The organism is Paenirhizobium cremeum, assembly GCF_047553425.1.
Lineage (GTDB): Bacteria > Pseudomonadota > Alphaproteobacteria > Rhizobiales > Rhizobiaceae > Allorhizobium > Allorhizobium cremeum.
In genome coordinates this window covers 1,418,830-1,432,958 of record NZ_CP180217.1, presented here as the reverse complement: position 1 = coordinate 1,432,958, position 14,129 = coordinate 1,418,830, and the positions used below count along the sequence as shown (strand labels likewise).

Genomic DNA, 14,129 nt, shown 5'->3' with positions numbered 1-14,129 from the left:
AAATCACCAGCCGCCGCCGCCCGGCTTCTGCGGCGGCATGGTCCGCCCGGTATCGGCGTTGACGGCAGGGCGCCCCGGCGCGCCTGCCCCTGTGCTTGCCGCCATGGTGCGGTTGAATGCGGCCGCGGCATTGACCAGCTTGTCCGCCGCGCTGGAGATGGCGGCAGCCACGTCGACGCCGGCGACCTTGAAAAAGCCGGAGGACTCCTTGATGGCATCCGCCCCCTGCCGGCCTCCGTCGGCAATGCTGCGCCCCGCCTCCTCGCCGCCGCTTTTCAGCTCGTCGGTCCCGATGTCGATTTTCAGGGCATCCTGCCACTCGCTTTTCGACGGCAGGCGGAAGAGGCCCGCCGCAGACTGCCCCATATCGGCGATTGCCGGCGTTGCACCGATCTTCGGGGCCTCGGGACGCGACGGCCCCTGCATCGGTGCTGCCGGGCGCACACCGGGAATCGGAACATCGGTCTTCGGCAGGTTGCGGGCGTTGAGATGGCGATCTCCGCCAGGAAACTCTGGACGGACCACCGGCAGGTTATGCCGCCCCGTCGAGGCCTTGACCTTGCCGCTCTCATACTGCCGCCGGCGATAGTCCGCGATGGCCTTCCGGTCGCTGTAGCCGCCCTCGATAGCCGCCTGCATCTTTTCGTCGTCGGTGCTGGTCAGACCCCACCGGGTCCGGTCCCACCAGTCCATGCCACGCTTTTCCAGCCCCGCATTGACGGAGGCATGGTAGTCGAGATTGCTCGACACGCTGTCCATCAGACCGATGGCCGTCGGCGCGGCGGCCTTGCCGAAGTTCGTCCACAGCCGATCCCAACTGTTCGACATGCGGTCGATCGATGCCTGCGTATCCGACATCACGCGGTTGACATCGCGCCACACCGCGCCGTCGACCTCGGCCGAGTTCATCAGCTCGAGGAATTTCCGCAGGCTGTCCTCGCTGGTAATCAGCGACTGCATGCCGAGGCGAAATTCCTGGTCGGAGAACAGCAAGGGGAGCTTCGACAGATCGCCCTTGATCGCCTCTTTCGAAAGACGCACGAAGGCGGAAACCGCGTCCTCGCCGGACTTCGCCGCCGCCTGCATTTCGCTGCGGAGATCGACGCCGAACTTCTTGAACTTGTTGGCCGTTTCCTCGGAGAACATCTTGCCGAAAATGTTCTGCGCCTGCGTCGCCGCACTGGATGCGTCGCCGGTATCCTCGCGGATCGTCTGCAGGATGGCGACCAGCCGTTTCAGCCCGTCCTCTCCCTGATAACCGAGCGTCGCGAAGCTGTTCGCCAAGCCCGGAATATATTGCGCCATGTCCTTGAGTTCGAACTGGCCCGCCTTGCCGCCCATGACCATGATGTCGAAGGCGCGCTGCAACTGCGACGTCTCGATCTCGAGCGCGTCGGCAGCCTTCAGGCCCGTATTGGCAATATCGGCCGTCGCTGCCCCGGACGCCTGCGCCGTGGCCAGCACCGAAGGCAAGAACGCCATCGCTTCCTCTAGCGACTTGCCGGAGGAAACCAGCGTGTCCAGCGCCTCGATGGCAGGGGCCACGCTGTCATAGTTCAAATCCTTGGAGACCTTCAGCGCCTCAGCGAAGGCCCTGGACGTCTGTTCGCTTGTCGCATCGGCCGTGATGCCGATGCGGGTCATCTGCCGTTCCAGCGCGGCAAAATCGGTGACTGCAGCCTTTGCGCCATAGGCCAGCGCGGCGGGCGCAGCATAACGCGCCACCATGGCGTACATATCAGCCGTTCCGCGCGCCAGCATACCCTGACGGCGGTTGAACTCCCCGGCCCGTCTGTTCACATCGCCCATCTTGTCGGCGATGTTCTTGAACACCCTCCCCGTCTTGTCGATCGCGGAGATCTGCAGAGCCGCCGTGATGACGCGGTTCATGGTCACCTCCTACGGTACTGTACGGCGCGATTGGCCCACCAGGCGATTTCGGAAAGCGTCATTCGCTGGACGCGGGTTGCGTCCCATCCGAACCGGAAGACGAGGTGGTCGGCGGCGACGTCGTGGCCGCCGCCTCGCGGAAAAAACCGAGCACCTTGTCGGCAAGCTTCTTGCCGTCCAGCGATGAGATGAGAGCAAGGTTCTCGTAGCCGGGAGACCCGACCTTCACCAGCCGCTGGAGATAGGCATCGATGGTCGTCGGATAGGTGATGAGCATCCCGCCGCCCTGTCCGTTCGGCTGCCACTCCTCCGGGATGCCGAGACCATCCATGTAGGTGTCGACATAGGTCGGCTCACGGAGCACGACACTGTCGAACGGCTGACCAGCCGGCGGCTCGTAGCGCCGGGACAGTTTCACAACGTGTTCCGCCATGGTCAGCCACCCGTCGAGCGATAGTCCGCGGCGACGATGGTGAGGCCGCTCACCTCGCCATTGATGCGGTTATTGTCGGAGTCCCCGGCGAAAAACGCCGAGATATAGTGATGCGTCACCCCGGTGAATTCCTCGGTCACGACGATATTCTGCCGTGGCGCGGTCATCAGCGCGTCGAAGTCGATCCCGCTGTCCGCAAACACCACATTGGCGCGCGGCGAGGTCGGCGTGCCAATCCGGTCGGTGGAGCCATCCTGATTGGTGATCGCCTCGTTGCTCTGCCGTCCGCGCTGAACCGAAAACGTGCCGCGCAGCGACAGAAAGCCGCCGCCCGAAAGACGGACGCTCATGCGTCCGCCAAAATCATTGCCTTTCATTGCTGGCTCTCCTGTGAGGGGTTAGATCCGCGAAGGGGGATGCGAGGCGCAGACTGCACCTCAGATCTGTGCGAAGACGCGGGCGAGGCCTGCGAAGATGTCGGCGGGATTGACGCGATCCATGTCGAGACCGATATCGAAGCGAGCCGGATTATCCGCGTTACGGGTGACCACGATGGCGCCCAGCGCCGCGGAGGAAGCCTCAAGAACGCCACGAGTGGACAGTTCGACCATCGAATTGACCAGTGTCGCGCGGACATCAGCCGCCGTCACAAGGTTTGGATTTCCGCTAGGATTGTCGTCGACAATCGCTTTGTTCGAATGCTCGTATGCCAGCTGCGCGCGGAAATATTTCAGCGCATAGGTGGTCTGGTAGATCGCCTGGATATCCCGCATGGCCGTGTCGGGAACCCCATTTGTCGTCTGCTGCTGCGTGATGATCTTGTCAATGATGACGTTTCCGGAGCGATCGACAGCCCAGGTCGATACACCACTCGCCAGCAGGCTGTTGCGCGTCGTATAGTCCGGCCAGTAATCGCGATCGCGCGGCGCAATCATGTCGACGACAACCAGACCGGATTGATTGACCGAAACGCGTCCGTCCGATCCGCCATCGGCAAACGGAGCGATACGACCGGCTACCATCGCGGCGGTTTCGTAATCCGGTCGCGCCATCCCTCCATTGGGAAATAGAGGAACCATGGAGAGGTGCCATGTGTCCTTCGCCAGTGCCGAGGTAGCGACTGTCGCGGTGGTGCCGGATTTCGGGTAGAAGACATGACCATAGAGCTGCTGGAGATAGGACCAGCGGCCCGACACATTGTTGTGATAATCGTCGAGCCGGGTCCGGTTCGCATCGTCGCCGAAGGCAGAGACAACCATTTCGAACGGATCGTCGCCCATCGCCGCCAGCACGGCGGAGACATCGGGCGTGCCGGCCCCTGCAATCGATACCGCGAACGTCAGAATGCCGGAAAACGCATTGGCGCCGTCGAGCACCGGAATGTAGACGTCGATCCCGGAGGCGTAGACCCCTTTGTGCCGCGCCGTGATGGTCACGACATTGGCCGCGGCAGTCGCGGTAAACGGCAGCGAGATCTTGGTGACCGGATTGATATAGGCGTTGATCGCGGCGGCCAGCGCGGTTGCCACCGCATTGGCGCTGTCGCCGGCTGCGATGTTGATCGCCACGCTTTCGCCGGCGATTTGCAGCACGCCCTGCCCGCCGGCGGCCGGAACCACGCCGACCGTGATGGTCCTCGCCTCCGCCGTGGTCGCCTCTTCGACGCGCCCGAGCCAGATCTCCTGCGCGGCGGCGTTGCGCCGCATGCGGATGAACATCGCCTCCAACATCGAGCCTCGGCCGGCGAGGTAGCGCGCCTCCTCGACGCTGCCGCAAAGCGCGATGCCGGAGACGGCGAGCGCGCCGGCATCGAGGCCATGGCCGAGCAGGATGGCGCGGTTTTCGGAGGAAAACTGGCCGCCGCTCTCGACGTCGAACGCCAGCAGCGGGGCGATGAGACCGCTCGGAATATTACTTGCCATCGGCGTCGTCCTTCTTCTTCGAGCCTTCCGGCTTCACGATGAGATCGCCGTCCTTGACCATCCGGCGATGAAACTGGGAAAGCGGATCGATCGGGCGGCCGTCTTCCGGCCAGCCGTTCGGGATCGTGCGGCCGGGAGCCGCCACATAGAGCACTGTCATGGATGCCTCCGGTGATGTGGGCCTCAGGGTTTCGGCGTGCCCACCACGCCGTTAATTTCGGTTCCGCCCGCAATCCGGGCGGTAAAGTCCATGCCGGCGAGCGCGGTCGGCGGCTCCCCGGCGAAGTGCGCGCCAAGCGCCTGCAACTGGGCCTTGGCATAACTGCCCTCAGGCAGGGCATCGCAGACAGTATGGATCGGCTCCGGCAATCCGCCCGCCACCACGTCGAAATCGTCGTCGCGGATAGACAGGTGAAACCGCGTCGTCATGCGCTGGAAGCGAAGCCCGTATTCCGGGACGGCAAACGTCTTGTTTTCCACCCGGATCACGCGACGCACCAGCTTCCTCCAGGCAACCCCGGCCGCGCTGAATTCCAGCAGGAAACGAACCTGCGATGCGAGTGCTGCCAGCACCAGTCGCGCGGATGGATCGTTGTCGGCCATCCAATCGACGTCCGGTTCTCCATCGGCGTTTCGGAGGACGATGCAGAGTTCCGACACAACGTCGAGCACGGCATCCGCCTCGGCATCATCCGCCGATGTCATCGGACCGCGAAGCGCTACCCCGCTCTCCGACGTGTAAAGCGACAGGACGGGCGTGTATTCCGCATCCTCGTCGATATCGGAGATCGATGCTGCACGGCTGTCGAACACCCGCGCCCCGGCCAGCGTCGGATAGGGTCCGCCGCTGGTCTGCGCCGCGGTGGGCAGCAGGATTTCCATGGCAACGAGCCGCACAGCCTCAGCCGCCAGCATGTTTCACCTCCGAGAGATACCAGGCCGGCCGCGAGGAACCGTCCCGCTCAGAGGCCTCGATCCGCCATGTGCGACCCCCGCTGATGACCCGATCACCGTTTCGCGGCCGCCACGGCCATTCGCCCACATGCGCCGTCAACACCGCCGCATAGGACACGGTAGCGCCCGGTGTACCGGGATCGCCGGGCGGATGGCGGGTGAGCCTGTCAGCAGGTGGCTGGAGATCGATCGTCCCGAGAAAGTCGAATGCCGGCCGGCTGTCGTCGACCTGTATCCCGTGATTGACCGATTGCCCCGTTCTGTAACCGACAAGCTGGCAGGGCGTGACGTCGAACACGCCTGCCACCTTATCCTCGAGCATCGCCCGAGCCGATGCCCAGTCGACCATCGGTCAGGCCTTCAGGGCTGCCAGAACCGCCTCGGCCGCCTTCACCTCGGTCTCCGCCTCAGCCTTCGCCGCAAGATCGTCGCCGGCCGCCGTCAGCTTCTCCTGAGCGGCCGCCACGGCAGCCTCGGCCGCGGCAAGCGCGGCAGCGGCCTCGGCGGCGGCAGCGTCGGTGGGTGGCGCCAGCGGCTTTTTCTTCTTGGCTTCAGCAAAAGTCACGCCGCGGGCCTTGAAGTGCGCGATGACTGCATCATCCGGTGCCTGTTCGAGCTCGATCTCGGCGATGCCCCCGGACTTGATGGTCTTGGTACCACCCGCCACACGGATTGCCTGCGCCCGCAAACCTGTGTTTCTGACTGTGAATTTCGTCATGATGACAACTCCATCAAATAGGACGGTGAGCGACGCTCGAACCAGGCGCCGATCGAACCAATCAGCGACCGACGGCCTTGCGCAGGACCTGAGGCTTCACGCACATGTAGAGGGGGTAGGAGTAGAGTTCTCCTTTGACCCAAGCCTGCCTGTCCTTGTCCTCGATGTTCATCGCATAGACATCCTGCCCCTTCGTGCCGATGAAGGGCATGAATTCGTTGGCGGGGGAGACGAACTTCTTGAACACGTCCTTCGCCCCGACCGGGAAGAACTTGGCCTCGTCCGAACCGATCGCCACGGTCGAGTTGTCATCCGTGCCGCGGTAATTATGCCAGGTAATCCCGCCGAAGGGGAACGACTGGAACGCGAGGTTCTGCCGAAGATCCGCAGCTGCGGCCCATCCCTCGTAGGTCCGGATCACGTTCGGGTGATTGACGAAATCGTCGAAGAATGCGTCGCCGACCAGCGCGTGCACGCTGGTTGCCGTGGTGAAGGCCCCCTTTGCCGACCGCGCCATGCTGCGGGTAATATCGTGGCACTGGCCGCGTATGTCGGTCGTGGCGACATCGAGCCCGAAGTCGATGGCGGCAGGCTCCGCGATGTCGAACTCGTCGAAATAGTCGTAGATCACAGACGTCCCGTCCGCATCGAGCAATTTGCCCTGCAGGCCACCAAGGCGATGGAACTCATGGGTAAGGTCCATATTGGTCCTGACATCGGCCATCCGCTCGGCATATTCGACCTGCACGACGCGAAGCTCGCTTTCCGTTCCGAAGGCACGCATTTCTGCGACTTCGGACGCATAGAGCGTGAAGGAGTCCGCGAGGCGCACCGTCCGAAAATCGCGAATGTTCGCGAGGTTCTGGATTGACTGCCGCGGAGCCGCACCGTCAGGCGAAGTCTCGATCAGCGAAAGGCTGTCGCCCTTCTTCTCGATAGCGATCTTGCGGGTATAGACGCCCTTCTCCTCGAAAAGGCCGAGCGATCCGAGAAGCTGCGGAACGTATTCGATTTCCCTCACTGCGGCGGAGAGCTCCACCATCGAGAAGGCATCGTCCTTAAAAATATCCATGGATGCCATGGTCGTTTCTCCTTAGCGCGCGATGATGCCGAGCGCCGCGAGGCCCGCGATGCCGGTCGTCTTGTTGCCGGCAGTGGCGCCGGTGAACCAGTTGAGGGCTAGGCTTTTCACCTGGGCATGGCGGCACAGCAGCGTCGCCTCCTGCTCGCCCGTCACGGGGTAGATCAGGATTGCCGCGACAGTCTGGCTGCCATCCACGTTGGCTGGGTTCCATTCGACGAATTTGCCAGTCGCCGTCACCTTGCCGAGCACGGTATTGGCGGGATAGGTGATGTCCACGCCAGCAGAGACGACGCCGACATCACGGCTATAATAGTGGTCGCCCTCCTGGATAATGCAGGAACCAGGGCCGAGTTTTTCGGTGAGCACGGTCATGACTTACGCTCCCTTCCGGCCGACACCGGCCTTTGCTATGGCGGACTTCCACGACGCTGCTACGGTTTCACCGGCAGTCGTCCCACCACCCGGCATCGCCAGATTCGCGGCGGCAACGCGCTGCTGTTCGTAGGAGGCGGCGGTCGAGGCTGCCCCCTGCTGCGCCGGCTTCAGCGGCTCGGCCGAGGCAGTGGTTGCCGGAACATTGGCGGCGACGAAGGCCACAACAGCCTCAGCGGACATGTCGGGCGAGGCATTCGCGAGATCGAGTGCCGCGCTCATGCGCTTGGCGTCACCCTTGATGCTGTCGGCGCCGAGGACCGCGTTGATGCGGTCCATGGCAGTCTTGAAGCCGTCGGAACCACCGGAGGCGGCAGCGGCGGCGGCAATGGTCGCAGCGGCAGCCTGGGCTGCGCCGGCCACAGTCTGGGTGTCAGACATTGTGCCTCCTGTGGGGTTTGCCTCCTGCGGAGGCGTTTCGAGATTGGATGCCGCAGCATCCGCTTCTGCCCCGATGGTGTCGGGGTCATGGGGGATCGCTCCGGGCCGCACCGCAGCCCGGATGGACGCAAGAAGACTGGACATGGTTAGCTCCGGTTGACTTCCTTGACGAAGGCGTCGAACGCCTCCAGCGGGTCGCCGACAGCATCGGCGAGACCAAGCGACACTGCCTCGGCGGCGTCATAGACGCCCGCTTCCGTGGCGAGCGCCTTGGCTTTGGTGATGCGGCCGCGGCGGCCCTTCGCCACCGTCTCCGCGAAATCCTGTCGAATCTCTTCCGCCTGCGCCTGCCACTGTTCGGCGAGCGCTGCATTAAGCGGCTCATAGGGGTTGCCGTCGGCCTTCTTCTTGCCGGCGCGAATGATGGTGAGACGAATGCCAGCCTCGTCCAGCGCCTGGCTGTAATCGGCATGGATCATAATCACGCCGATCGACCCCGCTCCGCCGTAGCGGGGCATGACGATCTGCCGCGCCTGCGACGCCAGCAGGTAACCGGCCGAATAGGCGTAGTCGGTCAGGATAGAGATGGTCGGTTTTTCCTTCGAAAGCTGCGCCATCGCGGCGGCAGTTTCGAAGCCGCCATTCACCTCGCCGCCAAAACTATCGACCTCGTAGGCGACACCGCGGACGAGATTCGAACGGCGCGCCATCGCAACCTGCGCCTGAAGGCCCTGATACGACGTTTCGCCGGATGCTGCTCCGACCCATCCACCCTTGTGAACAAGCGAGCCTTCAATGGGGATGATCGCAACATTGTCGACCATGTCGAAAGGCAGCATGTTGGCACGACCGTAGGCCCTCTCGATCCTGCCGCCGATCTTCCCTGCCAGCGGACGACCATTCGCGCCTGCCGTATGATCGACCGCCCCCTCTGGATTGGTGATGACGATCGTGTCTCCCGCGATCCGGCCGCCCATGCCATGCAGGAAAGCCTCGGCCTTGCGCGGGTCGTACATCAGCGGGGTGTTGAAGATCCGCTGGGCGATATGTGCGTAACGAAGGCTCATGGCCGATCCTCAGAAGCGGAATTTCCACCGCCGCGAGGGGCGGCAGCCATTGGTTTTCGCCATGCAGGCCGCCTGCAGGCGCACCAACTCGGCGTCGATATCCGCCATGCTCGACGATGCCACCTTGAGACGCTGATGCATCACCGGCGAGCGGATCTCGGTTTCCTCGACCTGCTCGCCGGCCAGGCGCTTGGCCTTGGCGGCGGCGAGCGCGGCATAGAGCGCGCACGGGTCATCGACGTCGACGGTCACGCCGCCGATCTTGACAGGGTTCGTCATGCAGATGGTCCATGCTGCTGCGCTTCGGAGGCAGACTTGGAACCGTATCCGCGCTCGAACGGACTCCTCATGCCGGATTCGACATAGCGCTGGTGCCACATCAACCGGCTCTCGAAGACCTCTTCCGGATCGTCGCCCAGTTCGCCGCACTCCCGGTCGAGTGTCCCCGTACCATTGGCAATCCGCTCGCTCGCCGCCTTGGCGCGCTTCTCATCGTCTGCCGTGGGCTTGCTCGGTCCCTGACAAAGCGCCCAGAGGATATCATCACGGTTCGCGAGAAAGGCTTCGTATCCACCCTTGAAGGCAATGCGGCCCTCACCGATCTCCTCGTCGAGCCACGATGCGTAGGGCACGAGCACGTGGGGAGCGGCAATACGGTCGGTTCGGCGCTGCGCCAGCGGCCAAAGCGCCGAGTTCTCCATGTTGGTCGAGGCATAGGTCGAAGCCGTGTAATCCATGGTGTAACCACCATAGGAAATACCGAGCGCCCTGGCCTGCTCGCGATGAAGCGAGGCGATGAACGGCATGGACTGGCCGCCTGGCGTCGAGACCGTCTTGAACTCAAGGTCCTCGTCGGGAGCGAGATGGGAAACGCCGGCGCCTTCGCCGTAGCGTATTTCCGATTCCGCCGCCTTCTCGAGCTTGTGTCCGTAGTAAGCTATCAGGCCGCTGGCAACGTCCTGCGCACCTTCAAGGGTGCTGTCGTTCAGGGCGCTCAAGGCCTCGAATGCCTCGGCCGATGGTTTGCTGCTCTTCAGGATCGGGGCATAGATCGTCTGGAGGAAATGCACCGCGGCAATCGCGTCCTCTGTGTTTTCCGCCATCAGATATTTGCGAAACGTCGTCGCCAGCGGCGACAGACCGCGAACGTCATCGGACGAAAATGGATCGAAGGCATGCATGACGAGCTGCCGCCCGTGGGTGTCACGCGCCGCGTAATCGGTCTTGACCGTGATCCCGTCGCGCCGCTCCTCGAAGCGGTAGTGTGTCGGGCGGCCATAAGCGTCGTGCGCGATGCCCTGATAGAGACCGACTGCCTCGTTTGTTTCCTGCACCAGCTTCTGCGGGGACAAGAGCAGGAACTTCGTACCGGTTTTCGTTCCCGGAAGGCGCTGGGAACGCGGCAGATACTCGACGATGCCGACACTCTCCCCGAAGGCCAGCCAGTGCCGGACCCCGACGTCCGTCTGCTGCGGGATCGTGAATTTGGCGCGGAAATCACATTCCAGCGGGTTCCAGGCCCACACCTTGAAGCGGGCCTTGACCATCCGTGTCCACTCGATCGCCTCTTTCTGGTCGTAACCGAAAGAAGAGAGATTGGGGCGCGGATTGAGTTGGAGCTCGACGCCGACCGTATCGGCGATGATCTGGTCGGCGGCGCCGCGCAGGCGCCCGGAATTCTGCAGCATGTCCATGGCAAGCGCTGCCGCACGCCACCAGACACGACGAATCTCGTCACGATGCTCGCGAAGCGACGCCGGCCGCGAGGCGATCACGCCCGACGGCGTGTCGCGCATATAGCTCGCCCGGACCCTAGGTGCGGCCTGCGGTGCGGGAACCGCACTGCTGCCCGCCCGGACGCGTATCCGAGGCTTTTCCGCTGTCGTCATTTCCGCTTCTTCCACTTGTCGGCCCACGACGATCCGGGCTTTTTCGACGATGTCGGTTCGGGCCGACCCTTGGCCGGATCTTCGTCTGTCTGCGGCTCCAGGCCTCGCGCGAAGAGCCCTTCCTCGAAGTCGAGCTGGGCGTCCTGCACAGGTGTTTCACGCTCGGCCTCAAGCCTTTTCCAGATGACGTCCGGCAGGCCTCTGACGCCGAACTTGATCGCAGCAGCTTCGGCCTGGTTCATGGTATCCAGGCCCTCGTTGGCTTGAGCCTGGTCCTTCTCCCATTTGTATTCCGTGAAGCCGTCCTTGCGCTTTTTCGGAACGCGCCGCTCGGCCGTCAGTTGCCGGTAATACTCATCATCCATGCCCCGCGGGAAACCAACGAAACCACGCTCCAGCGGGTCGGTCTTTGCCACGTTGCGATAGAGCGCCATCTTCAGGACAGACACGTTGATGTTGTAGAAGCGCCTCGAGTACTTCAGGAGCTTGCCGGTCTTCTGGTTTCGCTCCTTCTTCACCCTCTGGATGAGCGGTGCGGAGTCCCGGTTATCGCCTCGCATCATAATCAGGCGTCCCGAAGGATGCCGCCTCGCCCACTCCCAGACATCCTCGGTATAGGCATTGCCGTCGATGGCGATCATGTCGGCAGCTATGCGGTGGCCGTATGCGTTCGCCCATGTCTGGAGCATCAGACCGTTGAGCCGTTCCTGGCACTTCGCTTCCGAAATATGACCGGGGATGACGCCATAATCGACGACCCATCGGCGAAAATCGGTTCCCCACGCGACGCACTGCCACTCGACACGATCGTCCTGACAGTCGATGCCGATCGTCAGGATCAGACCGCCGGGATGAATTCGCCCTCTGTCGTAAGCCGCATTTGCCCCCCGGTCCCGCAGTGTCTCCCAAGGCGGAGCCTCGCCGGCGGTCACATACGCCCTGCCGACCGTGTCGTTCAGGAATGTCTGCTCGGACGCGGGGTCGCCTTTTGCGCTCAACCACTCGCGGGCGATGCGCTCCCAACTCTGCAGCGGGCTGTATGCCGACCAGATGCAGAATGAGCGGTGGAACCGCTTCTGCGCCGGGTTGCGGGCGCGCCACTCGATCCGATCGACCATCGCCTGGCGATGATATTCACGGATCTCGCAACCGCACTCGATGCAAGTGAAATGGGCGTCTTCCGGCTTCTCCTCGTTGAGGTTGGCCAGCATGTTTTCCCATTCCAGCACCTGCATGTGATCGCAGTGCGGGCACGGAACGTATGGATACTCCTGGCTGCCCGCCTCGAAATTCGAGGTGATACGGCATCCCGGCATGACCAGCGGCGTCGATATCTTGAAGATCTTGGCTTCTTCGACCCCGCGGGAACGGCTGTCGGCCTGTGTTTCCGGATCGCCGCCGGAATTGTTCTCCCATTTCGACAGGTCGTCCTGAACCTGCCGCTTCATGGTGACCTGGCTCAGCGAGGCCGCTGAGTTGGCACCGGATATCTGGATGGCGCCACGTCCGTCCGCCCGCTCCTTGTAGAGCAGGCTATCCAGGCCGTCGCGACTCTTCTTCGGAAAAAGAGTTGCGAGCGCCGTCGTGCTTCTCAGCATCGGCGCGAGCTTCATCTTGCTCCAGCGCTCGGCATTGTTCTCCGTCGGGTGGACATACAGGAACCACGAAGGGTCCATGTCCATCGAACCGCCGGTATAGATGTTGGCGATGACCGTTCCGCCGATCTGTGCCGACTTTGCAAGCGTCACGATCCGACAGAGATCGTCAGGCGAAAGCGCCCGCAGCACCTCATCGAAATAACGGAAGAGTCTCCGGTTATATGGCCCCGGATAGTCCGGGCTCTCCAGTTCCGAGAAGACGATGTTGTCTTCGGCCCATTTCAGATAGTCGACATCGTCGGCCGGCTTGAGGACATCATGCAGCACATCGTAGGCGATACGCTCTGCATTGGCTGTTTCCACGACGATCTGGTTCATGCCAGTTCCGCCGGGTCGGCCTCCTCGGCCTCGATGACGACCTCACTATACTCGGGGACGCTGACTGCCCTCGTCTTCATCTGCTTCGCCGCGGTCTCCCGCAGCTTCCGGAATTCCTTTCGCAAGATGTGTTTCACATCGCGCTGCGGAAGCTGGAATTCGGCAGCAATGGCCGTCGCCATGTCGGTCAGCCCGCCATCGAAGACATCCATCAGGGCGGACGCGACGCGCGTCATCTCGGCACGCCCAGCATCCGTATCCATCAACTGGCCGCGCTCACGCGCCTCGTTGATGGCTGCGTTCCTATTTGCCCGACGAGCTGCCTCAAGCTTCTGCTGCTTGATCTCATAGTCAATGCCGCTCTGCTGGAGCGGCGGCGGGACGACGGTCCCGCCAGCGTTGCCATCAACGATAACCGGCTGACTACCGGCATCGATCAGCGTATCGATACCATTGCCGAGCCGCTGGGAAACATCCAGCGTGAGCCGAAGATCGGCTTTCGCCTGCTCGACGCGGATCTTGGCGTTACGCCCGGACCCGACCAGCGCGGCCTGAGAAATCTTGCCCTCAGTCAGGTATTGGCTGACCCGACCCGGAGAAACGCCGATCAGCGCCGCGAATTCGCCTTTGGTGACAGAGGCTTCCATTCCGACTTTACCGCGTTCTTTAGCTCTTTAGCCGTTCTTTAGAAGTTTAGGCTTCGAATTTAGTGTCAGACTGGCGAGATTTCGGGGTCGCCCCGGCCCGCTGCGGGGGGAAACTTTATACGGTCCCTTGACCCAGGGGGGTGGGGTGCCCGGCCCTCGACGGCAGACCAGCCCTATCGGGGGAGGAGGCGGTCGAGTTCGTGGAGGATGCGAGGCGCCAGATGGTCCTCGATCAGTTCCGCCAGCACCTTGAGGAACACTTCCGGGTTGTTGGTGACGTCGTGCGCCGGGTTCGGGCCGAACAGTTCACGGATCGGGAGCCTGCCCTTGCCCTCCCGCTTCATTACGCCGCGGTGACCCGACTTCATCTCAGCGATGAATGCGGAGCGATAAGACCCTCGAAGCCTGACCGATACACCCGATCTCGTCTGGCGTGCGCCCAACTGATAGAGCGGTATCCATCCCGATTTCTCGACGACTTCGATCGTCGCGCTGCCCGCGTTGAAATACGCGGTCGTCAATTGCCGGATCTTGCCGGGCGTCATGTCGACACGCTCGGCGCTTCGCCTGACGATCCGGGTTCTGGCCATGTCGCGCATGCGGCTCATCGCCCGCGCCATGGCCTTGCCCTTGATCTCGCCCGGCAGATTGGCAATCGCCCTGCCCAGCTGCTCGATCTCGGACGCATCGAACCTGACGTCAGACACCGCATGCACCTTTCGAGAATGCCGCCATT

The 14,129-nt window shown here is 62.9% G+C and carries 17 protein-coding genes; all 17 read right to left on the bottom strand.

Annotated features, from left to right (window positions below; genetic code table 11):
• Positions 1-3: 3 nt before the first annotated feature.
• A complete protein-coding gene (locus ACLBKR_RS07205) occupies positions 4-1,890 on the bottom strand; it encodes a phage tail tape measure protein (RefSeq protein WP_414901188.1) in 1,887 nt (628 codons plus the stop codon).
• A 58-nt stretch (positions 1,891-1,948) separates the two neighbouring features.
• The gene (locus tag ACLBKR_RS07200) at positions 1,949-2,323 is read right to left on the bottom strand and encodes a hypothetical protein (RefSeq protein WP_414901186.1); all 375 of its coding nucleotides are present in this window, start codon (positions 2,321-2,323) and stop codon (positions 1,949-1,951) included.
• 2 nt (positions 2,324-2,325) lie between these two features.
• On the bottom strand, positions 2,326-2,700 hold the full coding sequence (locus ACLBKR_RS07195) for a hypothetical protein (RefSeq protein ID WP_414901184.1): 375 nt from the start codon (positions 2,698-2,700) through the stop codon (positions 2,326-2,328).
• 60 nt (positions 2,701-2,760) lie between these two features.
• Positions 2,761-4,245: a phage tail sheath subtilisin-like domain-containing protein gene (locus ACLBKR_RS07190; RefSeq protein WP_414901182.1), complete on the bottom strand. Its 1,485-nt coding sequence runs from the start codon at positions 4,243-4,245 to the stop codon at positions 2,761-2,763.
• Positions 4,235-4,405: a hypothetical protein gene (locus ACLBKR_RS07185; protein WP_250943718.1), complete on the bottom strand. Its 171-nt coding sequence runs from the start codon at positions 4,403-4,405 to the stop codon at positions 4,235-4,237. Before ACLBKR_RS07185 ends, ACLBKR_RS07190 begins: the two co-directional genes overlap by 11 nt.
• 23 nt (positions 4,406-4,428) lie before the next feature.
• Positions 4,429-5,160, bottom strand: a complete 732-nt coding sequence (locus ACLBKR_RS07180) for a hypothetical protein (protein ID WP_414901180.1) — start codon at positions 5,158-5,160, stop codon at positions 4,429-4,431.
• Positions 5,147-5,548 carry a hypothetical protein gene (locus ACLBKR_RS07175; RefSeq protein ID WP_414901178.1) on the bottom strand — a complete coding sequence of 134 codons (402 nt, stop codon included), beginning with the start codon at positions 5,546-5,548 and terminating at the stop codon, positions 5,147-5,149. Before ACLBKR_RS07175 ends, ACLBKR_RS07180 begins: the two co-directional genes overlap by 14 nt.
• 3 nt (positions 5,549-5,551) lie before the next feature.
• Positions 5,552-5,917, bottom strand: a complete 366-nt coding sequence (locus ACLBKR_RS07170; protein WP_414901176.1) for a hypothetical protein — start codon at positions 5,915-5,917, stop codon at positions 5,552-5,554.
• 61 nt (positions 5,918-5,978) lie between these two features.
• Positions 5,979-6,998: a major capsid protein gene (locus ACLBKR_RS07165; protein ID WP_414901174.1), complete on the bottom strand. Its 1,020-nt coding sequence runs from the start codon at positions 6,996-6,998 to the stop codon at positions 5,979-5,981.
• Between the two features lie 12 nt (positions 6,999-7,010).
• Positions 7,011-7,373, bottom strand: a complete 363-nt coding sequence (locus tag ACLBKR_RS07160) for a head decoration protein (RefSeq protein WP_414901172.1) — start codon at positions 7,371-7,373, stop codon at positions 7,011-7,013.
• A 3-nt stretch (positions 7,374-7,376) separates the two neighbouring features.
• Complete coding sequence (locus ACLBKR_RS07155) at positions 7,377-7,958, bottom strand: hypothetical protein (RefSeq protein ID WP_414901170.1); 582 nt, start codon at positions 7,956-7,958, stop codon at positions 7,377-7,379.
• Between the two features lie 2 nt (positions 7,959-7,960).
• Positions 7,961-8,881, bottom strand: coding sequence for a S49 family peptidase (locus ACLBKR_RS07150; protein WP_414901168.1), 921 nt, complete (start codon positions 8,879-8,881; stop codon positions 7,961-7,963).
• 9 nt (positions 8,882-8,890) lie between these two features.
• On the bottom strand, positions 8,891-9,160 hold the full coding sequence (locus tag ACLBKR_RS07145) for a hypothetical protein (protein ID WP_113437855.1): 270 nt from the start codon (positions 9,158-9,160) through the stop codon (positions 8,891-8,893).
• Positions 9,157-10,770, bottom strand: a complete 1,614-nt coding sequence (locus ACLBKR_RS07140) for a phage portal protein (protein ID WP_414901165.1) — start codon at positions 10,768-10,770, stop codon at positions 9,157-9,159. The genes ACLBKR_RS07145 and ACLBKR_RS07140 overlap by 4 nt, the downstream gene beginning before the upstream one ends.
• Positions 10,767-12,746 carry a phage terminase large subunit family protein gene (locus ACLBKR_RS07135; RefSeq protein ID WP_414901163.1) on the bottom strand — a complete coding sequence of 660 codons (1,980 nt, stop codon included), beginning with the start codon at positions 12,744-12,746 and terminating at the stop codon, positions 10,767-10,769. The genes ACLBKR_RS07140 and ACLBKR_RS07135 overlap by 4 nt, the downstream gene beginning before the upstream one ends.
• Entirely contained in the window at positions 12,743-13,393 is a 651-nt protein-coding gene (locus ACLBKR_RS07130) for a hypothetical protein (RefSeq protein ID WP_414901161.1), read from the bottom strand. The genes ACLBKR_RS07135 and ACLBKR_RS07130 overlap by 4 nt, the downstream gene beginning before the upstream one ends.
• A gap of 173 nt (positions 13,394-13,566) precedes the next feature.
• Positions 13,567-14,100, bottom strand: coding sequence for a phage tail protein (locus tag ACLBKR_RS07125; RefSeq protein WP_244710240.1), 534 nt, complete (start codon positions 14,098-14,100; stop codon positions 13,567-13,569).
• Positions 14,101-14,129: the final 29 nt, after the last annotated feature.